Here is a 24,920-nt window from a genome sequence, read left to right as displayed (position 1 = left end):
GGGGCTCTAGAGGATTCCGCATTCGTTGGCGCGGGTGAGCGCCTCGATGCGGTTGCGGGCGCCCAGTTTCTCCAGGGTTCGTTGCACGTACGTCTTGACCGTGTTCCGGGTGAGACCGAGGGCTTCGGCGATCTCCGGGTTCGTCTCGCCCATCGCCATGCGGCGCAGGATGTCGTACTCGCGGCGGGTCAGTCCGCGCTCCCTGAGCCGTTTGGCCAGCAGGACGTTCACGTCCTGCTCGAGGCTGGTGGAGACGACGCGCTCGCCGGCGTTCACTCGCCGGATGGTGTCGACGAGGTCGGCACGCTCCGTGTCCTTGAGGATGACCGCGTGCGCTCCGGCGTCGAGGGCCGCGTTCAGCGCGGCGTGCTCGGGATACGCGGTGAAGATCACGACTTTGACGCCGGGACGGTGGGCGCGCAGTTCGCGGACCACTTCGGGTGCGAGCATGTCGGGCAGGCGCAGGTCGAGGAGGACGATGTCGGGGCGCAGGAGCTCGACCGCGGTGACGGCTTCTCTCCCGGATCGGGCGAATCCCGCGACGGCGATCCACGGGGTGTTGCTGAGGGCCACCGTGACGCCGTCCAGGACGATGGGGTGGTCGTCGACGACCAGGACGCTCACCTTCTCCTCGTCGCCTGTCGTCTCCCGGCTCGGGTTCTGCCGACCCGACTCCTCCCGGCTCATGCGGGGACCCACGCCTGTACCGTGACGCCGCCGTCCTCGTTGCGGCCCACGTTCAGGCGTCCGCCCACGCGTGCCAGTCGTTCGGACATGGCCTGCATACCCAGTCCTTCCGAGCTGTTCCCGGCGGTCGGAAGCCCCACGCCGTCGTCCGCGATCCGCACCGTGACCCCGCCCGCGCCCGCGAACACGCTGACCACGACGGACTGGGCCCGGGCGTGCTTCTCCACGTTCAGCAGGGCCTCCCGTGCCGTGCCGACAAGGGCTCTGACGTGGGCCGGCGGCAGCGGCGGCACATCGGTGACCGTGATGAGTCGGGCAATGATGCCGGTGCGTTCCTGGAAAGCCCGGCAGTCGCCGCGCAGCGCCACACAGCCGGCGATGTTGTCCGGCGGAACGTTCAGCGCGTGCAGCGACGTGCGCAACGCGGCTGCCGCCTCCGCCGTCTGCTGCTCCAGGTCGCTGAGCCGCCCTTGCAGCGCGTCCCCCGGCGGCAGTTCCTCGGCCAGCCTGCGGATGCCCGCGCCGATCGTGAAGAGCATGGCCCCGACGGTGTCGTGGAGATCGAGGGCGACCCGGCGGCGCTCCTCGTGCACCGCGATCTCGGCGGCGTGCCGAGCCCGCTCCGCGACGACCACCGCAGCCGCCGCGCGGGCAGCGGCCTGTACGAAGAGCTGCGTGGCTCGGTCGTCGTACGACGCCGCGTAGCGGTTGGAGCCGTACAGCACGCCGAGCAGCCGGTCCTCGTAGACCATGGGAACGGCGATCATCGAGGTCATGCCCTCGGCCTCCACCACTGACTTGAAGTGGTGGGTGATGCTCTGAGCGTGCTGGTAGTCGCGCACCCACTTCGGTGTGCGCTCGACGAGGACCTGGCCGCCCAGACCACAGCCGACGGGCACCACGAGTCCGTCCACCATGTCGGTCCGCAGGTTCAGCGGATGCCTCAGGACGATTTCGTCCGGGCCTTCCGGTTCGCCGACCCAGGCCGTGTCCGCGCCGCACACAGTGGGTACCGTCGCCACGATCCGGCGCATCGCGGCGGGCCCATCGAGGAGCGCGAGGATCTCCCTGTAGCCTTCGGTGAGCTCGAACAGCTCGTCCGGCAGCGCGAGTTGGTCCTGCCCGTCCACAAGACCGGTCATGCTCGGGCACCCCCCGTCGGTCTCGCCAGGTCCATCATCCGGGGACGAAGACTCCTCCTGCCCCATGGTCATCTTTTTCGTTCCGGAACGCCATCTCCATGTGGAGACCTCCGCATGGGGCTGCCCGGCGTCCGCGCACACGCCCAGGATGCGTCCGTACCCCGCAGGCCAGTCGCCCCGGACGGACACGTAGCCCTCATGACACCTCGCGCCACCCCCCATCCCGACCACCGCGATCCCTGGCACGAACTGGGCGGAGAGCCCTGGAATCGCCGGGACGAGCGGGTCGACGACCCCGTGGCCGACCTGCTCGCGTTGCGCGGCGCGCGGCTCAGGCCGGTTCGGTCCGTCACGGGCGCCGTCCTCGGCCTCTTCCTGCTCAACGTCGTACTCGCCGCCCTGGCACCGGAGTTCATGGGTCTGGTCCTGATCGGCCGGCTGTCCGTCGGCCTCGCCGGAGGCCTCGCGCTGTGCGCAGCCACCGCGGTCGCCGTTCACTGGTACATCCGCTACTGCGCCTCCCACGTCGACCCCGTCACCGAGGAGCTGAAGAGCCACGCAGGGGGCGCCCGATGAGCCTCGCCCTCGAACTGACCGCCGCCCCGTCCTTCCACGTCTTCACCGTCTTCGCGCCCTTCGTCTGCTGCGCGCTGTTCCTGGCCGTGCTGGTCACCACGGGGGACGGCGCCGACGGCGCCGACGGCGGCTTCTACCTCGGCGACCGGCGGCTGTCCCCGGCCCGGGCCGGGCTGGCCCTCTTCGGCAGCTACATGTCGGCCGCCACCCTCCTCGGTACGCCGGGTCTGGTGGCGTTGACCGGCTACGACGGCATGATGATCTTCCTCTTGGGGCCGGTCGTCAGCTGGATCGTCATCCAGTTCCTGATCGCCGAGCCGTACCACAGCACGGGCCGCTTCACCGTCGGAGACTGTCTGGCCCGGCGGCTGAACCCGCGCCCGGTGCATGCCGCCGCCGGGCTGGCCACGCTCGTCATCTGCCTGCTCTACCTCATCCCCCAACTCGTCGGCGCGGGCGCCCTGGCCGCACCGGTGCTGGGCCTGACCGGGGTGGCGGCCGAGCGGAGCATGGTCGCGGCGCTCGGCTTCGTGATGATCCTCTACGTGGCCATCGGCGGCATGCGGGCCACCACCGTCGTACAGCTGCTGAAGGCCGGTCTGCTGGTGGGCGGCGGCCTGCTCCTGGCGTACCGGGTGCTGTCCGAGGCCGGCTGGAACCCGGGCGAGGTCCTGCACCGGGCGGCGGTCAACAGTGGCGCCGGGGACCGGTTCCTGAATCCCGGGGCGGCCGTCGGGAGCGATGCGGTCAGCAGGGTCGACGGGCTGAGCCTGCAACTGGCCATCGTGCTCGGCGCGGCCGGACTGCCTCATCTGCTGATGCGGATCAGCGCGGTGCCCACGGCGCGCGCGGCGCGCGCAACGGTCCGTTGGGCGGCTCTCCTCACCCTCGCGTTCTGCCTGATGGCCGCGCTCATCGGCCTGGGGGCGGGAGCCCTGGTCGGACCGGCCCGCATCACACGCGAGAGCCCGAGCGGCAACACCGCCACGTTCCTGCTGGCGGACCAGCTCGGCGGCACGGTCCTGCTGACCGTGATCTCCTGCGTGGCCTTCATGACGATCCTCGCGGTGGTGTCGGGGACGACACTCGCCGCCTGCGCCGCCGTGGCGCACGACCTGTACCAGGCCGCGTTCAGGCAGGGCCGGGCACCGGAGACCCGGGAGGTCGGCCTCGCCCGAACCGCGGCCGTCCTGATCGGCGTGATCGCCACGGCGCTGTCCATGTACGCCCAGGACATCAACGTCACCACACTTGTCGCGCTGGCCTTCGCCGTCGCCGCGTCGACCGTCCTGCCCGCGCTGCTGTACACCCTGTACTGGAGCGGATTCACCAGCAGGGGAGCATGCTGGACGCTCTACGGAGGGCTCGTCTCCAGCCTGACGCTGTGGGCCCTGTCGCCCGGGCTGTCGGGGAGCTCCACCTCCCTGCTGCCGGCCGCGGACTTCGCCGTCTTCCCGCTCCGGTACTGCGGAATCGTCTCCATCCCCCTTGGCTTCCTGCTCGGCTGGCTCGGCTCCTTCCTCGACCGCAGACCGCCCGACGTCCGGAAGTTCGCCGACCTTCAGCACCGCGTCGCCGTGGAGGGCGCGATCGGAAGCCCGCGTGCCGAACCCGTCGCGAGGGCCACCCCGGCCGGCCCGGGCTCCTTCTTCACGGCCCGCTAGCCACACAGCCGTACCGCTTCCTCCGAGGAGACACCCATGCTCAACCTCGCCGTCCTGCTGGAAAACACCGCACGCGAGGCGCCCGACCGCGACGCCGTGGTGCTGGGTGACACACGGCTGACGTACGCGCAGATCGACGCCGAGGCCAGCCGGGTCGCGGCGGCACTGGCTGCTCGCCGTATCGGGCCCGGCGACCGGGTGGCCCTGAGCTGCCCCAACCTGCCGTACTTCCCCGTCGTCTACTACGGCATCCTCAAGGCCGGCGCGACCGTCGTACCGCTGAACGTCCTGCTCACCGAGCGGGAGATCGCGTACCACCTCCAGGACTCCGGAGCGACCGCCTACTTCTGCTTCGAGGGCACGGACCAGCTGCCGATGGCCGAGGTGGGGCTGCGGGCGTTCGAGTCGACGCCGGGCTGTGAGCATTTCGTGCTGCTGACTGGCGCGCCCTCCGATGTGACCGGGCCGGAGAACACGCGGACGACGACGCTCGCCGAGTTCATCGATGGGATGCCCGCCGCGTTCGACACCGTACAGACGAGGGAGACCGACACCGCGGTCATCCTTTACACCAGCGGTACCACAGGCTCCCCCAAGGGCGCCGAGCTGACGCACAGCAACATGGTCCACAACGCACTGCTGGCGAGCCGCCTTTTCGCGCTGGTGCCCGACGAGGTCCAACTGCTGGCGCTGCCGCTGTTCCACTCCTTCGGGCAGACCGCGCAGCTCAACGCGGGATTCGCGACGGGTACGACCATCGTGCTCATGCCGCGCTTCGAGGCCCAGGCCGCCTTGGAGCTGATGGTGCGTGAACACGTCACCTTCTTCGCCGGAGTACCCACCATGTACTGGTCCCTCCTGAACCACGAGGGCGTCGACGGACCGGCCCTGGCGGCCATCGCGGCGAACCTGCGCCTCGGGGTCTCCGGTGGATCGGCCCTTCCGGTGGAGGTGCTGAAGGGCTTCGAGGAACGCTTCTGCGTGCCCATCCTGGAAGGCTACGGCCTCTCCGAGACCAGCCCCATCGCGACGTTCAACCGCATCGACCGGCCCCGCAAACCCGGCTCGGTCGGGCTTCCTGCATGGGGTGTGGAGGTGCGGGTCGTCCGGCGCGACGGCACGGAGGCCGAGGTCGGCGAACCGGGCGAGATCCGCATCCGGGGGCACAACGTGATGAAGGGCTACCTCAACCGCCCCCAGGCGACGGCGGAGGCCATCGATCCCCACGGCTGGTTCAGCACCGGCGACATCGGCAGGCGCGACGCGGACGGCTACGTCTACGTCGTCGACCGCACCAAGGACCTCATCATCCGCGGCGGCTTCAACGTCTACCCCCGTGAACTCGAAGAGGTGATCCACACCCACCCGGACGTCAGCCTCGCCGCCGTCGTCGGAGTGCCCCACGTGAGCCACGGAGAAGAGGTCAAAGCCTTCGTCATCCGCCGGCCCGGAGCCGCGCTCACCGAGGCGGACCTCGTCGCCTGGTGCCGGCAGAACATGGCCGGCCACAAGTACCCCCGGATCATCGAGTTCCGGGAGGAGCTGCCCATGACCGCGACCGGCAAGATCCTCAAGCGAGAGCTTGCCGACCGCCTGCTCGACGCGTGAGGCGGCGGCGGAGTCGAGCGCGTGATCACGCGAACCGAATCGCGCCGAACAGACACACGTAGACCGACCAAGAAGAAGGGAGCGGGCGCTTTGTCCCGTTCACTCCGTAAGAGCGTTGCCAGCATCGTCGGCGTCGCAGGAATCGCCGCGGCTTACCTGGCCCTGGGCGCAGGCCCGGCGAGCGCCGTTCCGCACTGCAACTCACCCGTTTTCACCGGGTGCGTCTGGATCGACAACCACACCCATGGCGTCCACAGTTGGCGCCTCAACGTGACGCAGCCCAACGGCAGGACATGGAACCGGTGCCTGATCGGCTCCAGGCCCGGCGGTCACACCAGCACCTATTCCCAGGTGTGGTTCTCCGGCAGAGACAAGGTCTCCGTCACGGCGTACACCGCCAAGAACTGCGAGGGCTGGTCCAAGTCCGGCGCCTGGCACGGCTACTGGGTCGGCCCGAGCCAGGACCAGTGGTGGGTGCTCAAGGCTTACTCCGGCTGAGCCGGAACGCCTGAGCCGGAAGACCCGAGAAAAGCCTTGCCGCACCCGCGTGCAATTCACGACCCACATGACCACAGGAGTAATCAAGTGCAGCCCCCCACTGAGGCGACCCATGACGGGAAGCCTGCCGAGAGGCAGATGAAGAGCCAGAAGAACAGCCGGCGCCGCCGCTGGCTTGCGCCGGCCATGAGTCTGGGTCTCGCTCCCCTCATATTGCTGGCCGCTCCGGGCACTGCCTCGGCGCGGACCTGGTGCTTCAAGTCGGACGGCTACAGCTTCCGCAAGGGCGACACCACCTGGGCGAAGGGGCAGACCCAGGACCGCAAGACCTGGCAGGACTCGGTATGGCGAGGGCCCACGTTCCGGTGCCCCTGGAATGTTCCCAGCTGCTCCTACCGCTGGGACGAGTCGAAGACGGCGGGCTGGCAGTGGCAGGTCGGCCTCAGCATCAACGTCCCCATCCCGTACGTGAAGGACGTACTCGGCAGTCTCACCCCCTCCTACGGGCGCAACGGGTCCACGACCACCACCTACAGCTTCACCGTCAACCTGCAGCCGGGGCAGTACGCCCAGCCCGTCTCCGTCGTGGAGCGCCGCTGGACCCAGGGCACCTTTGTCGGTGCCTTCCGGACCGACGGTTCCACCTGCGGTGACGGCAAGCAGCGGTTCTGGTGGGACGGCGACTACCAGTGGGGCAAGTGGCAGACCAACCTCCGGGTCAGGGACTACGGGACGTACAACGTCTACTCCTGACCGCCCGGGCCGGCCCGGCCTCGCTATCCCGTGTGCCCACGGTGTACGGGCCGGGCCGGCCCCCGCCCCCGTTCCGACCCGCTGGTCGGTGCACCCTCTCGACCTCGCGAGGAACCCCTCCCATGAACCTGCGCCGTTCCGTACGCGCCGCCCTCCCGGCCACCGCCGTCGCCCTGTGCGCTCTGCTGACGTCCTGTACCAGCGACAACGCCTCCTCGGCTCCCGACCCTGCCCAGCATTCGGCCGCCTCCCCGACTCCCGTCTCCGCTCCTTCCCCCTCGGTCAGGACACTGCCGCCGTCGCGACTGTGCACCGCCTTCGACCTGACCGCGGCCCGAAAGGTACGGCCCGACCTGCAGCCCGCAACTCAGGTCGACCCCAACAAAGGCACCGCCCCGGATGTCTGCAGCTACGCCAATGCCGACGGCACGGCTCTGCTGAGCCTCACCCCCGCCACGCGCTCCTACGACGCCGAGCTCTCCGCGGCGCACAGCCTGGTCAAGGACCCCTCGTCGGCAGGCATGCGTGACGTACGGGTCACGGAAGTCTCCGGGCTGGGACAGGCCGCCTTCAGTGAACGCGGCTACGTTGTGGAACAGGCGCAGAACATCGCTTTCTTGGTGTGGCGCAACGGCGCGCGCGTCTGGGTACTCACCCTCGCGGAGACCGGCGGATCAAACGGATCAAAGGGCACCGACCAGCTCGTACCGCTGGCCCGCCAGATCACGCCCCGCCTGCCGCACTGACCGTCAGCTGGATGTGCCCGCGAGGTCTGCCAGGAGTGCTTCGGTGACCAGGGTGCGCAGACTGGCGTAGCCGTCGCGGAAGTACTCATGGGCGGGGTGGCCCTCGGTGACGCTCTCGGCCGAGAGCGCGGCCTACAGCCGCGACCGCGGCGCCGACGAGCGTGATCACCTGCGACAGGGCCTGCTCGCCCGGCAGGCATCGGCCTCGTCAAGCAGCACCGACGACCCGCCGTCCAAGGCCATCGACGGCGACCCCGCCACCCGGTGGAGCTCCGGGCACGGCATGCAGTCCGGGGACTGGTTCCAGGTCGACCTGGGCTCGAAGCGGACGTTCAGCCAGATCGTCCTGGACAGCACCGCCTCGTCCGGTGACTTCGCCGGCCAGTACGAGGTGTACGCCTCCGACGACGGCGCCACCTGGGGCCGACCGATCGCCACCGGACCGGGCAGCACCGTGACCCGGATCCAGCTGCCCGCCACGAGCGCCCGCTACATACGGGTGGTCAACAGGTCCGCATCCGGTAGCTGGTGGTCCATCCACGAGGTGTCCGTTCTCGCTCCCGACGGGTCGGCCACCGCGGCTTCGCCCTCGACCGCGGCCACCAACGGCGGTGTCCAGCGCAAGAACGCGACCCTGCCCGACGGCACCCGGCTGTCGGTGGCGTACAACTCCGGCGCCGACCCTGCCACGTTCGACGTCCGGTGGGGTGCCACGACCTACAGCTACCGACTGCCCGCCCGAGCGGCCGCGATCTTCACGACGCGGCCCGCCTGAACCAGGGCGTGACGGCGGTCCGGGGAACGGCTGCGAAAGGCCGTCCACCCGGCCACGGGTCCCGTGCGGGGGAGGGAACCGCGCGGGGCCCTCTCCGTGCGAGGTGCCGCGGGGATCCGTGCAACGGGACGGTGTCCGTCTGCGGATGGAGACCTCCGAGTGGAGCTTCCGCACAGTTGCCCACGGGCGCAAGATCGCCCTGTGTAGCAGTGGGTACGTGGCGACGGGGGCTCGGATGCTTCTGAAACGCACTACGCAGGTGGGCCGCGACGGCACCGAGCACGGTCGGCCGGTGACCGGCGATGACGGCCGGGCCGACGTCGACGCCGAGGAGCGGCCTTCTCACCCGCTCCGTACTGGGCCGCGGCCGTCGACGGTCTCACCTCTCGTGACGGACCTGCTCGCACGGCACTGGGCGCCCGTCCTGGAGTACACGACGCTGTGCACGAATTCCTCCCAGGCCGCCAAGGCGCTCGCACAGGCGGCGTTCCGGCGGCAGCTCGACAGCGCGGCCGGGCCGAGCTGGCCGTGGCGCTGCCATCTGCTCGGAGCCGTCATCGAGACCGCCGAGGAGTGGGACGCCGACGAACGGCGGTTCGATCTGCGGGAGGGCCTGCGCACCGGGGCGGACGGGCAGGTGCCGTCCGCGACCGTCCTGCGGCGCGAACGGCACCTGCTCCTCCATGGCTTCCAGCAGCTTCCGGAACAACTGCGGTCATTGCTGTGGCACACCGAAGTCGAGGCGGAGGACCTTGCGGAGGCCGCCTCCCATGCCGGACTGGACCTGGCCACGGCCCGCATCAAACTCCACCGGGCCCGCGCTCAGTTACGAACCGTGTGCCGCCAGGCCCACCTCGACTTCGCTCCCGAGCAGGACTGCCGCCGCTACAACCGCCTCATCGATGTCTCCACCGACCGCGGTCAGGTCACGGAGACCGTGCCGGACCTGCACCACCACCTGACGGAGTGCGCGTACTGCCGCGCTGCCACGGATCAGCTCGACCGCACGCCGGAGCGCCTGCCTTTGCTGCTCGCCGAAGCGGTGCTGGGCTTCGGGGCGGAGGACTACCTCACCCTCTGCCGAGCCCGCCGCGCGCGTGCGTCCACGGCGGTGCCCACACCCCATGCGCCGCCACAATCCCGGCCCTTGTACACGCCAGTGGCCCGCGCCGGGATGCGCAGTGCCCGACGGGCGGCTCGTCGTCGAGCGGGCCTCCTCTTCGGCGGGATCGTCGTCACCTCGGGGGTCCTCGTGGGAGCGGTCACCGGAGTCCTCCTCAGCGGATGGCCGACCGATCCCAGGGCCGATGACGGGACAGCGGAATCGACCCCCACGCAGGCCGCATCCGCGCAAGCCACTCCCGGCGGCAACCGGCCGGCCCCGGTCCTGAACGCCCGCTTCCACAACGTGGCGACCGGTCTGTGCCTCGACATCGGGAACCGTGAGGCCGTCGCCGGCGCCACCGCGGTGACCTCCACGTGCGCGCCGGTGGCCACCCAGCTGTGGGACCTGGGCCCGGACGGGCTGCTGCGCAGCCACGCCGACCCGGGCCTGTGCCTGGACTCGGCAAAGGTGGTCGAGCTCGAAATGCGTCCATGCACCGAGGCCGCCGATGACTGGACCGCGGGCTTCCAGTTCGTCCTGTCGGACGGCGGACTGCTCATCCCGGGCCGGAACAGTCGCCTTGCGGTGACGCCCGCCGCCACTCGCCGGGTGGTGGGTGTTCCTGTCGTACTCAGGGAACCGGACGCGTCATTCCCGAGGGGGTTCGAGCATTGGCTGACTGAATCGGGTCAAGGGTCCTGAATGGCGTGCACCTGGCGGATTGTGCCGACGAAGGACGGTCGGGTGTTCGTCGACGACCAGGACGCCCACCTTCTCCTTGCTCATGCCGGAACCCACGCCTGGACGGTGACTCCGCCGTCCTCGTTGCGACCCATGCTCAGCCGTCCGCCCACCCGTGCCAGACGCTCGGACATGGCGGCCACGCCGAGCCCTTCGCGTGTTCGTCCCGCAGGCGGGAGGCCCACACCGTCGTCGGCGATCCGCACGGTGACCCCGTCGGAGGCGGCGAACACGCTGACCACGACGGATCGAGCCCGGGCGTGCTTCTCCACGTTCAACAGTGCTTCCTTCGCCGTGTCGGTGAGTGCTCTGACATGCGCTGGCGGCAGCGGCGGCAGCTCGGTGACGGTGATGAGCCGGGCGACGATGCCGGTACGTTCCTGGAAGGCGCGGCAGTCGCCGCGCAGGGCCACCCCCAGCGCGACCCGGTCCGGCGGAGCGCTCAGCGCGTGCAGTGACCCGCGCAGCGCGGCTGCGGCTTCGGCCGCCTGTTCTTCGAGGTCGCTCAGCCGACCGTGGAGCCTGTCTCCAGGGGGCAGTTCGGCGAGGAGACCCCGGATTCCGGCGCCGATGGTGAAGAGCATGGCCCCGACGGTGTCGTGAAGATCGAGGGCCACCCGCCGCCGCTCCTCGTGCACCGCCACCTCGGCAGCATGCCGGGTTCGCTCCGCGACGACCGCCGCGGCCGCCGCCCGTGCGCCGGCCTGCTCGAAGAGCTGTGTCGCCCGGTCGTCGTACGACGCCGCGAACCGGTTGGCGCCGTACAGCACACCCAGCAGCCGGCCCCCGTGGACCATGGGTACGGCGATCATGGCGCCGACGTCCTCGGCCTGCACCACGGGGTTGAAATGGTGGGTGATGGTCGCCGCCCGCGTGTAGTCCCTCACCCACAGCGGGCGGCGTTCCACGAGAACCTGACCACCCAGTCCACGGCCCGCCGGGATGACAAGTCCATTGACCTCGGGCGAGCGGATGTTCAGCGTATGCCTCAGGACAAGACTGTCCGTGCCGTGGGGTTCGCCGACCCAGGCCGCATCCACGCCGCACAGGGCGGGCACGGTTTCCACAACCCGGCGTATCGCGGCGGGACCATCGAACAAGGCGAGAATCTCTTTGTATTCCGCGGCGAGTTCGAACAACCCGTCAGGCGGCGTCCGCCTTTGCTGATTTCGCACCACGGCAGCCATGGTATGGCGCCTTCCAGGGGCCGAACAGGTTCAACCGGTCGGTAACTAAAGGGCTTTGAGTGTCGACTGTCAGCAGAACCTTGTCTCGGTATCTCCATATGGAGACCTCCCCAGGACGGAAATTCCTTTGGGGCTCCGTGCCCTGATGACCGGCCGATGGGCCAATGGGATTCGTGGACTTCGAATGTCTGGAGAGCCGGGGTGGTTGACGGAAGCGGAATTCACGCACGGCTCCGGAACCCTTCGGTATGGACGAGACCGATGTCCGTGAGTGTGGACTCGGCGTTTGTGTCGTTCGCGTACCGCATGGTGTACGGACGCAGGTTCCAGACCCCGACCGTGTAGCCGAGGACCCCCTCGCCTCCGGAGCGGGCCTCGATCCGCCAGGGTGTGCCGCCGGTGGGGTAGAACCGCAGGGTCATGGTCTGGCCCGATGGCAGGTAGAGCTCGGCGACGGAGCGGTCCACCACCAGGCGCAGTTCGACCGGGGCACCTGCCGCAGCCTTCATCTCGGGGCAGGGGACGCGGAACGTGCCGCCGTGGGCGCGCGGGTCGAGGGAGGAGTGGTCGCGGTCGACGACGAGTTCGCCCGCGTCGGTGTCGATCCTGATGTCCAGGTACTCGGTGCCGTCCGCGGAGGTGACCAGACGCAGCCCGGTTGCCGAGGTCGCGGTGCGGGGTTCCAGGCGGGCTGTGAGGTCGAAGCTCGGGCCTACCGTTCCCAGTACGGCGGTTCCGTTGGTCTCGCCCGCGGCGGTCACCGCGCGCTCGTCGCGCAGCGCGAGGAGTTCCGCGGCCGGTCGCTGTCGTACGGAGCCGTCCTCCGCGAGTGTCACCTCGCGTGGGAAGGTCAGCAGCCCGGCCCAGCCGGCCTCGCGTACCCACTCGGGGTCGCGGGCTTCCCAGGCCCAGCCCCACAGCAGCCACCGTCCGTCGGGGGCGGCCAGCAGGGCCGGGGCGTAGAAGTCGGGGCCGTGGTCGAGGAGGGCGGGGGTGTCGGCGAGGAAGCGGCCGCCCTGTTCGCGGCCCGGGTAGAACACGGTGCGGCGGGGTCCTAGTTCCGGGTCCCAGGCGCCGACGAGCAGCGCGCCGCGTCCGTTCGCGTGCAGGTACTGCGGGCACTCCCAGCCCAGCCCGGTGTCGGCATCCGGTGCCACCGGCTGCGGGGCCCGGTCCAGGAACTCGCCCCGGTACTCCCACCGTTCCAGGTCTTCGGACTCGTACAGCAGGGCCGCCGCCCGGCCGTCCGCCTGGGCGGAGCCGACCAGCATGCGCCAGCGGCCGTCCTCGCGCCATACGTACGGGTCGCGGTACATCGTCGCGCCGTCGGGCAGCTCGGGGATGAGCAGACTTCCCCGGGGGATCCAGGTGACACCGTTGTCCCGTGACTCGGCTGTGGTGACCGGCTGTGCCCAGCGGTCGGTGCGGTAGGCGGAGTAGAAGGCGACGAGCCGTTCGCCGGCCGAGACGGCGTTGCCGGAGAAGCAGCCGTCGGCGTCCTCACCACCCGGCGTGGGGGTCAGGGCGACGGGGAGTTCCTCCCAGCTGATCAGGTCGGGGCTGCGGAAGTGACCCCAGTGCATGTTCGCGTGCTCGGGTCCGTACGGGTTGTACTGGAAGCACACGTGGTAGTGGCCGTCGTGGTACGCCAGCCCGTTGGGGTCGTTGATCCAGTTGCGGGGCGGGCGCAGGTGCGCGACGGGCAGGTGGGGGTCTGCGGGCAGGACGGACACGCAGATGTCCTTTCGGGTGGGGAGTCGAAGGAGCGCGGTCAGCCCTTGACGCCGGTGGAGGCGATGCTGTTGACGAACGAGCGCTGGAAGGCCACGAACAGGGCCAGGATCGGCACGGTGATCATGGAGGAGTACGCCATGATCTGGCCCCAGCCGACGTTGAGTTGGAAGAAGTAGGAGATGCCCACCATCACCGGCCGCAGCTCCTCGCTCTGCACGACCATGAGCGGCCAGAGGTAGGAGTTCCAGGCGGGCAGGAAGGTGAGGATGGCGACGGTGGCGACGGCCGGACCGGACAGCGGCATGACGATGCGGCGGTAGATGGTGAACCAGCCGGCGCCGTCCACGATGGCCGCCTCGTCCAGCTCCTTGGGGATGCTCTGGAAGTACTGGTGGAAGAAGAAGATCGAGAAGGCGTTCGCGACGAACGGCACGATCTGGACCTGGTAGGTGTCCATCCAGCCGGTGGTCCACTCCAGGTGGAAGCCGTTGACCCGCAGCAGCGGCAGCTGGTTGACCCACCACACCAGCGGCAGCGCGAAGGTCTCGAACGGCACGATGAGCGTGGCGATGACCGCGGTGAGGACGGCCTTGCGGCCGGGCCAGCGCATCCGGGACAGGGCGAACGCGGCGAGGCTGTTGACGATGATGCCGAGCACGACGGTGATCGAGGAGATCATCACGGAGTTCAGCAGGAACCGTGCCGCGGGGACGCGGTCGAAGACGCCGGTGTAGTTGTCCAGTGACAGGGCGCCGACGGGGAGGAAGGCGCGCAGGGAGCCGAGGTCGCTGAAGATCTGGTCGTCCGGCTTGAACGACGACACCAGCATGAACAGCAGAGGCAGCGCGAAGACCAGGGCCGGGACGACCCGGCCGGCGTGACCGCCGAGGTGCTTGAGGACGGAGGTCATGTCAGTCCTTCTCCCGGGTCAGGAAACGCTGGACGAGGGACACGGCCAGCACCAGCACGAAGAAGACGAGCGAGATCGCCGACGCGTACGCGGTCTGCTGCTGGTCGTAGCCGGTGTGCACCGCCTGGTAGACCACGGTGGTGGTGGAGTCGAGCGGGCCGCCTTGCGTCATCACCCGGATCTGGGTGAACAGGCTGAACGCCGCGATGGTGATGGTGACGAGCACGAACGTGCGTGTCTCGCGCAGGCCGGGCCAGGTGACGTGGCGGAAGCGGTGCCAGCGGGTGGCGCCGTCGAGGTCTGCGGCCTCGTACAGTTCGGCGGGGATGGTCTGCAGCCCGGCCAGCCAGATGATCATGTGGAACCCGACGCCCTGCCACACCGACATCAGGATGATGGCGGGCATGGCGGTGGCCGGGTCGCCCAGCCAGTCCGGGCCTTGGACGTGGCCGAAGGTGAGCGCCGAGAGCACCCGGTTGACGAGGCCGTCCTGCCGGTAGAGGAAGGTCCACAACAGGGACACCACGACCATCGAGGTGACGACCGGCAGGAAGTAGACGGTGCGGAAGAAGTTGACGCCACGCACCTTCGCGTTGACCAGCAGCGCCAGCACCAGGGCGAGCCCGGCCTGGAACGGGACGACGACGGCGGCGAAGTAGGCCGTGTTGCGCAGGGACTTGTAGAAGACCGGGTCTTCGAAGAGCTGGGTGAAGTTCCTCAGGCCCACGAAGCGGGCCGGGGTGGGCGAGATGAGCCTCGCATCGGTGAACGCGAGGGCGAAGGCGAGGGCGACCGGTACGACGAGGAAGACGATCAGCAGCGCGACGGCCGGGGTGGCCATGCCGAGGGCGGTGAGGCCCTCACGGCGGCGGGCGTTGGTCGTTCGGGTTCGCCGGACCGGACGCAGCCGGCCGAGGGCTGCGATCATGGTGGTCACGGTAGCTCCAGGAGAAGCCGGTCCGGTTCGGGCGCGCGGAGGGAGCGCGGTCGGGGTGCCCGAACCGGAGCGGGCGGGTCAGCCGGCGTAGTAGTTGTTCGTCTTGAGGTTGTTGTCGATGTCCTTCGCGGCCTGGCCGAGCGCGGTCTTCGGGTCGGCCCCGGCGAGGATGTCCTGAGCCGCCTTCTCGAACACGGTGGAGATGTACGGGTAGGCCGGGGTCACCGGGCGCACCACGGCGAACTCCCGGGCGAACTCGACGAGTTCGCTGAACTTCCCGCCCGGCTGGTAGCCGTCGACCTGCTTGGCGGCGGCCTCGGTACCGGGGAGGGTTCCGGTGGCCTTGGCGTAATCGACGAAGTACTTCGTCTGGCGGGAGAACTTCAGCCACGCCTGCGCCCCGTCCTTGTTGGAGCAGCTGGAGCTCATCGCCCACTGCCAGGACGCACCGCCGATCTTGGGCCCGTCGCCGAAGTCGACCGGCGGGATGATCGCCAGGTCGTCGCCGAGCTCGTCGGCGTTCTTGGCCGCGTTCCAGCTGCCGTCCCACTGGATGGCGCTCTTGCCGGCCAGGAAGTCCTTGTTGGGGTCGGCCCCGGACTTCTTCGCCATGTAGCCCTTGGACACCAGGGAGCGGAACCAGGTCGCCCACTCCAGGGACTTCTTGCCGTCGAGCGTGCCCGAGGCGGTCTTGTAGCCGTCGCGGTTGATCAGGTCGCCGCCGAAGCTCTGCAGCTGCGGGGAGTAGGCGTACGACCACCACTCACCGCTGCCGCCGGTGCCCATCTCCAGCGGGTACTGGAACTTCCCGCTCTTCTTCAGCTTGGCCAGCGCCGCGTCGAACTCGGTCTTGGTCCACGGCTTGTCGATGGTCGGTATGCGGATGCCGTTGTCGTTCAGTACCGACTTGCGGGCGAAGAAGGTCAGCGAGACGTCATAGAAGCCGAACCCGTAGACCTTGTCCTTGTAGCGACCGACGGTGCTGGGCAGCTGGTCGGACAGCGGAACCTCGGCGCCGGAGACGTCGATGGGTGCGAGGTAGCCGCCCCAGGCCCAGTTCGCCACATTGGGGCCGTCCACATCCAGCAGACAGGGCAGCTTGCGGGCCGAGGCGGCGGCCACGACGGAGTTGTTGTAGTCGCTCTGCGGGAATGCCTGGAGCTTGACCTTGTACTTGCTCTGGGACCCGTTGAAATCCTTGATGATCTTCTTGACGACGTCCAGCTCGGCCGAGTTTCCGGCGTTGTGCGTCCACAAGGTGAGCGTGTCGCCGTCGGCTCCGGACGAGCCGCTGCCACTTCCGGTCGCACATCCGGCGACCAGCGCGGTCGCCGCCAGGGCGGCTACACTCGCACCGGCGAGGCGCCTGGTTCTGAACACCACGAGGTTCCTCCATCTCACTGAGACGGGTCTTGCCGGACCCGCCTTGGCGACCGGTTGCGACGGTCGCTGTTCTTGGTGGTCGTCCCGCCGCCCGGGTCTCGTCCGGACGGCGGGACAGCCGTCTTCGGGTGTGCCGCGTCAGCCCTCGGCGGGCTCACCGATGGAGCCACGCTCCTGCAGCGGCATGGGCACACGGTGGACGACTGCTTCGAGCGGCCCCGTGCGGAGGATCAGCTCCACGGCAAGGCGGCCGAGCTGGTAATGCGGCAGCTTCAGCGTGGTGAGCGCCGGGCGCAGGACGGCCGCGATGTCCTGATCGTCGAAGGAGACCACCGACACATCGCCCGGCACCGACAGACCGGCCTCGCCGAGCGCCTGGTACGCGCCCATGGACACCCGGTCCGTCAGGCACACCAGCGCCCGGGGCCGGTGCCCCGCCGCGAGCAGCGCGGACACCTCCCGGTAGCCGTCGCGTGTGTCCCAGTCGCACTCGATGACACCGTCCAGGCGCGCGCCGCCCGCCCGCAGGACCTCCTCCAGACCGCGCATGCGCTCGTTGCCGGCGATGATCCCCTCGGGCGTGGCCGGGACGGCCTGGTGGCCGCCGATCGCCCAGATGCCCTCGGTGTGACCGGCGGCGAGCAGGGCACGAGCCGCGTCCCGGCCCGCCTCCAGCTCGTCCGGCACGACGGACGGCGCGTCGAAGCCGGGGGCCAGGCAGTTCAGCAGCACGACCCGGCGCCCGAACAGCTCCTTGGGCGGAGTGACGTACCGGGTGAACATGGACGCGTAGATCACCGCGTCGACCTGCCGGTCCAGCAGAGCATGGACCAGCGACGACTCGGCATCACGGTCGCCGCCCGCCTCCGTGATGAAGAGCAGGTTGTCCCGCTCCCGGGCGGCCTCCATCGCGCCGCGGATCACGTCGCCCGCGAAGGGGGTGGTGGTGATCTGGTCGGAGACGAACCCGATGGTCTGGGTCGACTTGGTCCGCAGGCTTCGTGCGGTGACGTTGGGGCGGTAGCCCAGCTCCCGGGCGGCCTCCAGCACCTTCTGGCGGGAGGTGTCGGAGATGCGCATGTCGGTGCGGCCGGAGAGGGCGAACGACGCGGTCGTCGGCGAGACGCCCGCCTTGCGGGCGACGTCGGCCATGGTCACGCGGCGTTCGGACATCAGCGGCTCAGCTCCGTTGTTAAATCGGATTAGCAAGTTGCGACGAGACTGGGCCGTGCGTGGCCCGATGTCAACACTCCGGCTATATCGAACGGGAAACGGTGACCTTATATGTCGTTTTGGTAGGTCTCTAGGTGACGCCAAAGTAAAACGGTATGCATTAGCTCTTGCGTTAGCAGGAGCGGCGCGCGAACGATGCCGAGCCAGCCGATTAAACCGATTTGGCACGGCGTCAGGCCCTGCCGCGCCCCACCCAGGAGGCAGCCATGAGGAGAAGAACCGCCCTCACTGTCGTGTCCGCCGCCATCGGCGGCGCCGTCGTACCACTCTCGTTCGCTCCCACCCCCGCCGCTGCCGCCGAGGAACGGCGCGGTCCTCAAAGCCCCACCGCCCGCTGGGATTTCGACGAACGCACCGGCACCGTCACCCGCGAGGCGGTCTCCGGCTCCGCCGACTCCATCGCGTACGTCTTCACCGACGCCCGCTACAAGCCCGACAGCGATCCTGTACGTAGCCGCGGCGTGAGCGGCCGGGCGCTGTACTTCGACGGGTACTCCACCGTCGTCACCGCCGACGGCCCAGGCAACCTCGACCCCAGCGGGGGCGTCACCATCGACACCTGGATCGCCCCGTACGCCTACGAGCACGGCGTCGACGGCAAGCCACAGGCCCTGGTCAACCAACACGACCCGGACGCGAAGACCGGCTTCCTGCTCGGCCTGCGCCGCTTCGGGCAGATCGTCTTCCAACTCGGCTTCGGCATCGACCTCATCGAGGTCAAGGGAGCCGCCGACCAGCCCGCTGCCAAGGGCCGCTGGACCCACGTCGCCGCCACCTACGACCCGACTGCCCGGCAACTGCGCCTCTACCGCGACGGCCGGCCGATCGGCACCGCCACCACTCCGGACAAGGCGCCCCAACTGGCCGCCGCCGAACCACTGCTGATCGGCCGGCACAACCGCCCCACACTGTTGAACGGCGAGTTCCACGCCAACATGTACATGGGCCTGATGGACAGCCTCGTCATCCGCCCGGGCACCCTGGACGACGCGACCGCGCAGCGCGAGCACGCCGATCGACTCGCGGCGCTCCCCGGCCACACCGTGCCGCGCCCGGAGACGACCCTGAACCGGGCTCGTTTCGACGGCGACCGGCACCGCCCTCAGTTCCACATGCTGCCGCCCTGGCACTGGATGAACGAGCCGCACGCGCCCGTGTACTTCAAGGGCAAGTACCACATCTTCTACCAGCACGACCCGCTCGGCCCGTACTGGGGCCAGATCCACTGGGGGCACGCGGTCAGCACCGACATGGTGCACTGGCGGGACATGCCGATAGCCCTCGCGCCGGCCGCCGACTCGATAGGCCCGGACGGCTGCTGGTCGGGCTCGGCGTACGTCGACGGCGACCGGGGTCCGGTGCTCTTCTTCACCGGCGGCGACGACCGCCTCCCTTACCGCCAGCGCACCGGCATGGCCGTGTCCTCCTACTCGGCTGACGGGGATACGGACCTGCCCACCTGGACGATGAAGTCCGAGCCGGTCACCGAAGCCCCGGCCGATCTCCCGGCCGGCCCCGGCACGGCGTGGGCGGAGAACTTCCGCGACCCGTTCGTCTGGGAGGAGGACGGCACCTGGTACCAACTCGTCGGCAGCGGCATCGTCGATTACAACGGCAACCAGATCACCAAGAAGCACGGCGGCACCGCACTCGTCTACACCGCCCGCCGCCCCGAGGGACCGTGGACGTACCGAGGCCCCCTGCACCACAACGACCTCGCCACCGTCCCCGAACCCGGCGAGGTGTGGGAGCTGCCCGTCCTCCTCCCCCTTCCCGGCCCGAAGGGAGGGCGCACCGGCAAGCACATCCTGCTGGTCAGCCCCTGGTGGGAGGCGTTCAACCCGAACGCCGTCAAGCACACCTACTACTGGATCGGCACCTTCGACAAGGACACCTGCCGCTTCACGCCCGACCACGACAAGCCCCGAGAGTTCGACTTCGGAGAGCACTTCACCGGCCCGTCCGGCTTCGTCACCCCCGACGGCCGCTCCGTTCTCTTCAGCATCACCCAGGACCGCCGCAGCGAACAGCAGCACGCCCAGTCCGGCTGGGCGCACAACGCCGGCATGCCCGTCAGCGTCTCGCTCCGCCCGGACGGCACCCTCGGCGTCGAACCGATCGCCGAGGCCGCCCGCCTGCGCGGCAAGCAGCTCGCCCGGATCCGGCAGATCTCCGTCAAGGAAGCCGACCGCCGGCTCGCCGACGTCTCCGGCGACATGCTCGACATCGAGGCCGTCATCGACCCGGGCGACGCCACCACCATCACCCTGACCGTCCGGGCGAGCGCCGACGGCAGCGAACAGACCCTGCTCTCCTACGACACGACCGAGCACCGCTTCTCCATCGACCGCAGCCGCTCCAGCGTCGACCCGGACGTACGCAAGGGCGTCCACGGTGGGGCGGTCGAACTCGACGGCGGACAGCTGAAGTTGAGGGTGCTGCTCGACCGCTCGATGCTGGAGGCGTACATCAACGGCACCAACAGCCTCACCAGCCGCGTCTACCCCACCCGCAAGGACGCCACCGGCCTGCGGCTGACCAGCGAAGGCGGCTCCGCCCAGGTCGTGTCCCTGGACGTCTGGCGCATGAACGGCGCCTACGACACCACCGTCGCCCCCGCCGCCTACGACCCGCCACGCCCGACGGACGTCGACGCCCTCCCCAACCACGACTTCGCCACGGGGGATCTCATCGGCTGGACCGTGGTCTCGGGCGCGACCTTCAGCGACGCCAACGTGACCACCCGCACCGACTGGGGGTGGGGCGGCCCCTTCTACCAGGCCGAGACCCCGGACGACCCGGCCGGCCACCACCTGTGGGGTTTCAACCCGGACGCGGGCGGCGATGACGCCACCGGCGTCCTCCGCTCGGCCACCGTCGTCCTCGGCGGAGACGGCGTGGTCGACCTGCTCGTCTCGGGCGGCAACGACCCCGACCGTCTCTACGCGGCCGTCGTCCGCGCCGGCGACGGCAAGGTGCTCGCCAAGGAGACCGGTCGCGGCGTCGAGCAGTACCGCCGCGTCGTCTTCGACCTCGCGGCTCACATCGGTGAACGGATCTACGTCGAGGTCGTCGACAAGGCGACGGGTGGCTGGGGCCACATCAACATCGACGATGTCAACGTGCCCGTCCGTCGGACGTGACTGTGCAGGCGTAGGACGAGCGGCTGGTCGACCATGCCCAGACGCTTGCCCGCCATCAACCGCGCCCTGCACGGCGGGGAGGCGGTCAGCCCGGGAATCGGACCGGAGAAGATCCATACGGGACAGCGGGCGGCATCGGTCTGGAGCGTCAGCTGAATGACTCGAGCCCTGGTTGTACAGGCCCAGCTGTCCCACTCCAGGCCGGTGCCCCGGGCCCCGGGGACGGTGAGGGCGTGGCTCCAGTCGCCGGGTTCGGCGAACAGGTCGAGGACGATCCGCCTCACCAGGCCGGCTCGATCGGGGCCTGGGGGAGTGGTTCCCGGGAGCGGTGCGCGAACGCCTGCGCGAGGAGCCGACCCGCCGCAGGAGGGCACTCCCCGGTGCGAAATACTCTCCCGATGAGGTCACGCACATCCCCGATCAGTCAGCCGATCACGATACGGAGAGCTGTCGCGCGGGATGCCAAACGGCTCACGCGGCTCGTGCGTGGCTCAGGCGCCTACGCGGGTAAGTACGCAGCCGCAGTCGCGGGCTACCGGGTCGGGCCTGATTACATCGAGGCCCACCGCGCCTTTGTGGCCGTCGGCGCCGACGAGCACGGGGGCCGGGTCCTCGGGTTCTACTCGCTCGTCCTCGCTCCACCGGAGCTCGACCTGCTGTTCGTCGCCGACGACGTGCAAGGACGGGGTATTGGACGACTGCTCGTCGCGCACATGCAGTCCGAGGCCCGTGCCGCCGGGATCGACCGTGTCACGGTCGTGTCGCACCTTCCCGCCGAGGACTTCTACCACCGCGTCGGTGCGGTGCGGACCGGGACCGCGTTCGCGAACCCGCCCGCCGTGCCGTGGGACCGTCCCGAATTCGAGTTTCGCATTCCCTCGGGATGACGCGGTGTGCCGGTTGGCGGGGCACCGGCTTCGCCTGCATGGTGGCCGGCTTGCAGGAGCCGCTGGACGCCGCGCGCTCCGTGTGTGTCTCCTCTGCTCTGCGTAGCCCTTCGCCCGCGAGCAGCCGAACGCCCTGGAAGAATCCTCCACGGTTGCTGACATCGCGCGGCGGCACCGACCGAGGGCCGAGCTTCCGAGGCGCCGTCAGCTCGAAGCGTCTCCTCTGTGGGGTGTGTCGGCCGCGCGGTCGCCGACGCGGGGGGTGGGAAGGGGTGCGCGCGCCTTCTCGCGGCGGAACGCGTGGGCGATGGCGTGCGCCTCGATGCCCGCCTGACGGAGAACACCCGTAAGGGGATTGGTGTATCCGGCGAAGTACAAGCACGCAGCTTCGGGAAGAGTCCGCCCCCCTACGGCGAGGGGTTGCCCGGCCTCGTCGAGTACGCCCAGGGACCCGACCAGATCGTGCAGGTTGGGCCGGTACCCGGTGGCGGCGATGACCGTGTCGGGCCGCAGCCGCGTACCGTCGGCCAGTAACACGTCGGGGCCTTCGAACGCCTGGACGGCCGCGACCGGCTCGACCCGCCCGGACCGGACGGCGTCCACGAAGCCGTGGTCGAGCACCGGGTTGACCCCTTCGCGGATATTGCGGGTGTACAGGCCCGATCGGGGCCGCGGCAGTCCCCGTGAGGTCAGGTCGGGCACCGCGAGACATTGCGTGAGCAGCGAAGTGGCGTCGCGCCACGCGAGCGGGAGGGCCTGCGTCAGCCGGCCGACCGCATGCCATCGGGCGCTGGAGCGGGGCAGGATGTTGGGTGGGGTACGGACCGCGATCCGCACCCGTGCGGCTCCGGCCCCGGACAGGACGTCGGCGATCTCGGTACCGCTGTTACCGGCGCCGACCACCAGGACGTCCCGTCCGCGGTAGGGGGCCGGAGAGCGGTAGTGGGCCGAGTGCAGCAGCGTGCCGGTGAAAGTCGAACGCCCGGGCCAGTCGGGGAGATCAGGGGTGTGGCAGCGGCCGGTGGCCACCACGACCGCACCAGTGGCCAGCGCACCGTCGGGGGTGTGGACCAGCCACTGTGCTCCCGAACCGGGCTCGGCCCGCTCGACGCGCTGCACCGGGGTGGTCACCCGGACGTCGAGTCGGTGATGGACGACGTAGCGCTCCAGGTATCGCACATAGTCGTCCCGGCTCACCCACGGGCCCGCCCGGCGCGGCACCGGCAGGCCGGGGAGCTTGGAGGTGCCGGAAGTGGTGTGCAGGCGCAGATGGTCATAACGCTGCGCCCAGCTCGCTCCCACGCGCTCCGACCGTTCGAGGACCACGGCCTGCACTCCGGAGCGGCGCAGTAGCGCGGCGGCCGCCAGGCCGTGGGGACCGGCTCCGATCACGATCGCGGGAGCGCTGAAGTCACGCTGTGGTGTCGTGGGCATCGCCTCCTACAACGGCCGACCGCGGCCCACGTCACGCCCAACGCGCAGGCGCAGAGCACGTGGAGTGGCGATGCCCGCTGTTCACCGGAACAGTGGGTGGCCGCCGTTACACCGGTGGTACGGACTCGTTGAACACCGGGCGGTAACGCGCCGCTTCGCGCAGGGAGTTCGGTCCGCTCAAGGGGCCCGGCCGTCGGGGCCGGGCGCGGCTGAGCGGCCATGAACCGGACAGGCCAGGGAACTTGAGCCTCCCGGTCCCGGCCTCGCAGGCGCACCTTCCTCCGGGTGGCTCGCTACGCCTGTCCGATCTATCGAGGGGCTCATGTGCAGGCAGGCTCGACGGGCCAACGGCCACGGCTGCGGATCCGCGGAGTCTGCAAGGAGTACGGCGGCAGGCAGGTTCTGCGCAGCGTCGACCTCGACGTACCCGCCGGGACGCTGATCGGAGTCGTCGGCGAGAACGGCGCGGGCAAGAGCACGCTGCTGCGGATCGCCGTGGGACAACTCGCACCTGACCGCGGAACGGTGACACGGACCGGGGCGGTGGGCTACTGCCCGCAACGGGCGGTGCTGAACGATGCGTTCACCGTCGGACAGCATCTGCGGTTGTTCCAGATGGCCTACCGGCTGCCGACGCTGGAGCGGGCCGGCGAGCTGATGGAGCTGCTGGCACTGACCGACTGCCGTCGACAACCGGTCGGCGAGCTCAGCGGCGGAACACGGCAGAAACTGAACTTGCTGATCGCCCTCATGCACGATCCGCAGTTGCTGGTCCTGGACGAGCCCTACCAGGGCTTCGACTGGGACACCCACCAGCGGTTCTGGGCCCTGGCCGCCGATCTGCGTGATCGGGGCCGGTCGATCATCGTGGTTTCGCACCTTCTGCACGACCTGCACCACTTCGACGCCATCGCTCAACTGCGCCAGGGGCGTCTGCACTTCGAGGAGACCAACCGTTGAGGCTGTCCTGGACGGCATTCACCGAACTGCTGCGCTGCACTCTTCGGGGCCACCTGCGCAACCGGCTGGCCATGGTCCTGGCGGTCGCGTTCATCCCCATCTGGATCGCCGTGGCACGCCTGTGCACCTCCGACCAAGTGGTGCGCATCCGGCTGGACGCCATCGGCGCCCCCGTCTCCGCCCAAGCCAGCCAGGTGGGCCAAGTGGCCAGCGCGCTGGGCGCCGTCACCTTGGTCGCCGGCTTCGTCACTTTCACGGAGACCTTCCTGTCCCGGCAGATGGACCGCCGACTGCTGCTGGCCGGCTACCCCCGGCTGCCGATGCTGCTGGCCAAACTCGCTGCCGTCGCCCTCACCGCCGCCCTACTGGCCTTGTACACCACGATCCTGCTGTGGATCTCCCTGCCCGTACGCCACGCAGGCCCCCTGGCGCTGGCCCTCGCTGGCGCCGGCCTCGCCTACGGCGGCATCGGTCTTCTGCTCGGCTCTCTGGTACGCGGCGAGTTGGAGGGCTTCTTCCTCATCATCATGCTCAGCCTGGTCGACACCGGCCTGCAGAATCCCGTCTTCAACACACTCATGGATGTGGCAGGCGTGTCCGCGCTTCCTCTGTACGGCGTGAACCAGCTGGCACTGAGCTCAGCCCTCAGCCCCCACGTCCCCTGGTCGCACGGCCTGCTCTCCCTCACCTGGTCCGCAGCGACCGGCGCTCTGGCGCTGCTCGTCCTTCACACCCACCGCCCTTCCCGCTCCCCGTGGCTCCGCAGGACATCAACATCACAGCCACGGCCCGCGCGCGACGGGAGGTGACCACGGCC

21 protein-coding genes are annotated in these 24,920 nt (G+C 69.7%); 12 read left to right on the top strand and 9 right to left on the bottom strand.

Features of this window, described 5'->3' with window-relative positions:
* Positions 1 to 6: 6 nt before the first annotated feature.
* Both IF78_RS0101345 and IF78_RS0101340 read right to left on the bottom strand, forming a co-directional pair.
* Positions 7 to 699, bottom strand: a complete 693-nt coding sequence (locus tag IF78_RS0101345; protein ID WP_199921339.1) for a response regulator — start codon at positions 697 to 699, stop codon at positions 7 to 9.
* Positions 684 to 1,829: a GAF domain-containing sensor histidine kinase gene (locus IF78_RS0101340; protein WP_031475545.1), complete on the bottom strand. Its 1,146-nt coding sequence runs from the start codon at positions 1,827 to 1,829 to the stop codon at positions 684 to 686. Before IF78_RS0101340 ends, IF78_RS0101345 begins: the two co-directional genes overlap by 16 nt.
* Before the next feature lie 198 nt (positions 1,830 to 2,027).
* Here IF78_RS0101340 and IF78_RS48230 point away from each other — a divergent pair, with 198 nt between their 5' ends.
* From IF78_RS48230 to IF78_RS0101300, 8 genes are all read left to right on the top strand, one after another.
* Positions 2,028 to 2,405, top strand: coding sequence for a DUF485 domain-containing protein (locus tag IF78_RS48230; protein WP_051827443.1), 378 nt, complete (start codon positions 2,028 to 2,030; stop codon positions 2,403 to 2,405).
* Positions 2,402 to 4,069 (top strand): solute symporter family protein, encoded by a 1,668-nt coding sequence (locus IF78_RS0101330; protein ID WP_063762117.1) that lies wholly within the window; start codon positions 2,402 to 2,404, stop codon positions 4,067 to 4,069. The genes IF78_RS48230 and IF78_RS0101330 overlap by 4 nt, the downstream gene beginning before the upstream one ends.
* A 36-nt stretch (positions 4,070 to 4,105) precedes the next feature.
* Positions 4,106 to 5,677: a long-chain-fatty-acid--CoA ligase gene (locus IF78_RS0101325; protein ID WP_031475551.1), complete on the top strand. Its 1,572-nt coding sequence runs from the start codon at positions 4,106 to 4,108 to the stop codon at positions 5,675 to 5,677.
* 90 nt (positions 5,678 to 5,767) lie between these two features.
* Positions 5,768 to 6,175, top strand: a complete 408-nt coding sequence (locus IF78_RS0101320; protein WP_031475553.1) for a hypothetical protein — start codon at positions 5,768 to 5,770, stop codon at positions 6,173 to 6,175.
* A gap of 87 nt (positions 6,176 to 6,262) precedes the next feature.
* The gene (locus tag IF78_RS0101315) at positions 6,263 to 6,928 is read left to right on the top strand and encodes a hypothetical protein (protein WP_031475555.1); all 666 of its coding nucleotides are present in this window, start codon (positions 6,263 to 6,265) and stop codon (positions 6,926 to 6,928) included.
* Between the two features lie 122 nt (positions 6,929 to 7,050).
* On the top strand, positions 7,051 to 7,674 hold the full coding sequence (locus IF78_RS0101310; protein WP_031475557.1) for a hypothetical protein: 624 nt from the start codon (positions 7,051 to 7,053) through the stop codon (positions 7,672 to 7,674).
* 106 nt (positions 7,675 to 7,780) lie between these two features.
* A complete protein-coding gene (locus IF78_RS0101305; protein WP_031475559.1) occupies positions 7,781 to 8,449 on the top strand; it encodes a discoidin domain-containing protein in 669 nt (222 codons plus the stop codon).
* Positions 8,450 to 8,741: 292 nt separating this feature from the next.
* Complete coding sequence (locus IF78_RS0101300; RefSeq protein WP_158751244.1) at positions 8,742 to 10,256, top strand: ricin-type beta-trefoil lectin domain protein; 1,515 nt, start codon at positions 8,742 to 8,744, stop codon at positions 10,254 to 10,256.
* 80 nt (positions 10,257 to 10,336) lie between these two features.
* Here IF78_RS0101300 and IF78_RS0101295 read toward each other — a convergent pair whose 3' ends face one another.
* From IF78_RS0101295 to IF78_RS0101270, 6 genes are all read right to left on the bottom strand, one after another.
* Positions 10,337 to 11,395 carry a GAF domain-containing sensor histidine kinase gene (locus IF78_RS0101295; protein ID WP_158751242.1) on the bottom strand — a complete coding sequence of 353 codons (1,059 nt, stop codon included), beginning with the start codon at positions 11,393 to 11,395 and terminating at the stop codon, positions 10,337 to 10,339.
* 308 nt (positions 11,396 to 11,703) lie between these two features.
* Entirely contained in the window at positions 11,704 to 13,215 is a 1,512-nt protein-coding gene (locus IF78_RS0101290) for a glycoside hydrolase family 32 protein (RefSeq protein WP_031475565.1), read from the bottom strand.
* Between the two features lie 38 nt (positions 13,216 to 13,253).
* On the bottom strand, positions 13,254 to 14,126 hold the full coding sequence (locus IF78_RS0101285; protein WP_031475566.1) for a carbohydrate ABC transporter permease: 873 nt from the start codon (positions 14,124 to 14,126) through the stop codon (positions 13,254 to 13,256).
* Between the two features lies 1 nt (position 14,127).
* Positions 14,128 to 15,054: a carbohydrate ABC transporter permease gene (locus IF78_RS0101280; RefSeq protein ID WP_234439681.1), complete on the bottom strand. Its 927-nt coding sequence runs from the start codon at positions 15,052 to 15,054 to the stop codon at positions 14,128 to 14,130.
* 87 nt (positions 15,055 to 15,141) lie between these two features.
* Positions 15,142 to 16,446 (bottom strand): ABC transporter substrate-binding protein, encoded by a 1,305-nt coding sequence (locus IF78_RS0101275; RefSeq protein WP_031475568.1) that lies wholly within the window; start codon positions 16,444 to 16,446, stop codon positions 15,142 to 15,144.
* A gap of 138 nt (positions 16,447 to 16,584) precedes the next feature.
* Positions 16,585 to 17,619: a LacI family DNA-binding transcriptional regulator gene (locus IF78_RS0101270; RefSeq protein WP_031497957.1), complete on the bottom strand. Its 1,035-nt coding sequence runs from the start codon at positions 17,617 to 17,619 to the stop codon at positions 16,585 to 16,587.
* A 266-nt stretch (positions 17,620 to 17,885) separates the two neighbouring features.
* Between IF78_RS0101270 and IF78_RS0101265 the strand changes: the two genes are divergently transcribed.
* On the top strand, positions 17,886 to 20,822 hold the full coding sequence (locus IF78_RS0101265; protein ID WP_078662263.1) for a glycoside hydrolase family 32 protein: 2,937 nt from the start codon (positions 17,886 to 17,888) through the stop codon (positions 20,820 to 20,822).
* 398 nt (positions 20,823 to 21,220) lie between these two features.
* The gene (locus IF78_RS0101260; RefSeq protein ID WP_031475571.1) at positions 21,221 to 21,709 is read left to right on the top strand and encodes a GNAT family N-acetyltransferase; all 489 of its coding nucleotides are present in this window, start codon (positions 21,221 to 21,223) and stop codon (positions 21,707 to 21,709) included.
* Positions 21,710 to 21,913: 204 nt separating this feature from the next.
* Here the strand turns inward: IF78_RS0101260 and IF78_RS0101255 are convergent, their stop codons facing one another.
* Positions 21,914 to 23,143 (bottom strand): flavin-containing monooxygenase, encoded by a 1,230-nt coding sequence (locus tag IF78_RS0101255; RefSeq protein ID WP_051827439.1) that lies wholly within the window; start codon positions 23,141 to 23,143, stop codon positions 21,914 to 21,916.
* 324 nt (positions 23,144 to 23,467) lie between these two features.
* Here IF78_RS0101255 and IF78_RS0101250 point away from each other — a divergent pair, with 324 nt between their 5' ends.
* Both IF78_RS0101250 and IF78_RS0101245 read left to right on the top strand, forming a co-directional pair.
* Positions 23,468 to 24,103: an ABC transporter ATP-binding protein gene (locus tag IF78_RS0101250; RefSeq protein ID WP_031475575.1), complete on the top strand. Its 636-nt coding sequence runs from the start codon at positions 23,468 to 23,470 to the stop codon at positions 24,101 to 24,103.
* On the top strand, positions 24,100 to 24,912 hold the full coding sequence (locus IF78_RS0101245; RefSeq protein ID WP_031475577.1) for a hypothetical protein: 813 nt from the start codon (positions 24,100 to 24,102) through the stop codon (positions 24,910 to 24,912). The genes IF78_RS0101250 and IF78_RS0101245 overlap by 4 nt, the downstream gene beginning before the upstream one ends.
* Positions 24,913 to 24,920: the final 8 nt, after the last annotated feature.

Origin of the sequence: Streptomyces bicolor, from assembly GCF_000719285.1 — a bacterium.
Classification (GTDB): domain Bacteria; phylum Actinomycetota; class Actinomycetes; order Streptomycetales; family Streptomycetaceae; genus Streptomyces; species Streptomyces bicolor.
The sequence above is the reverse complement of the archived record's forward strand: the minus strand, read 5'-3'. Positions and strand labels throughout refer to the sequence as shown.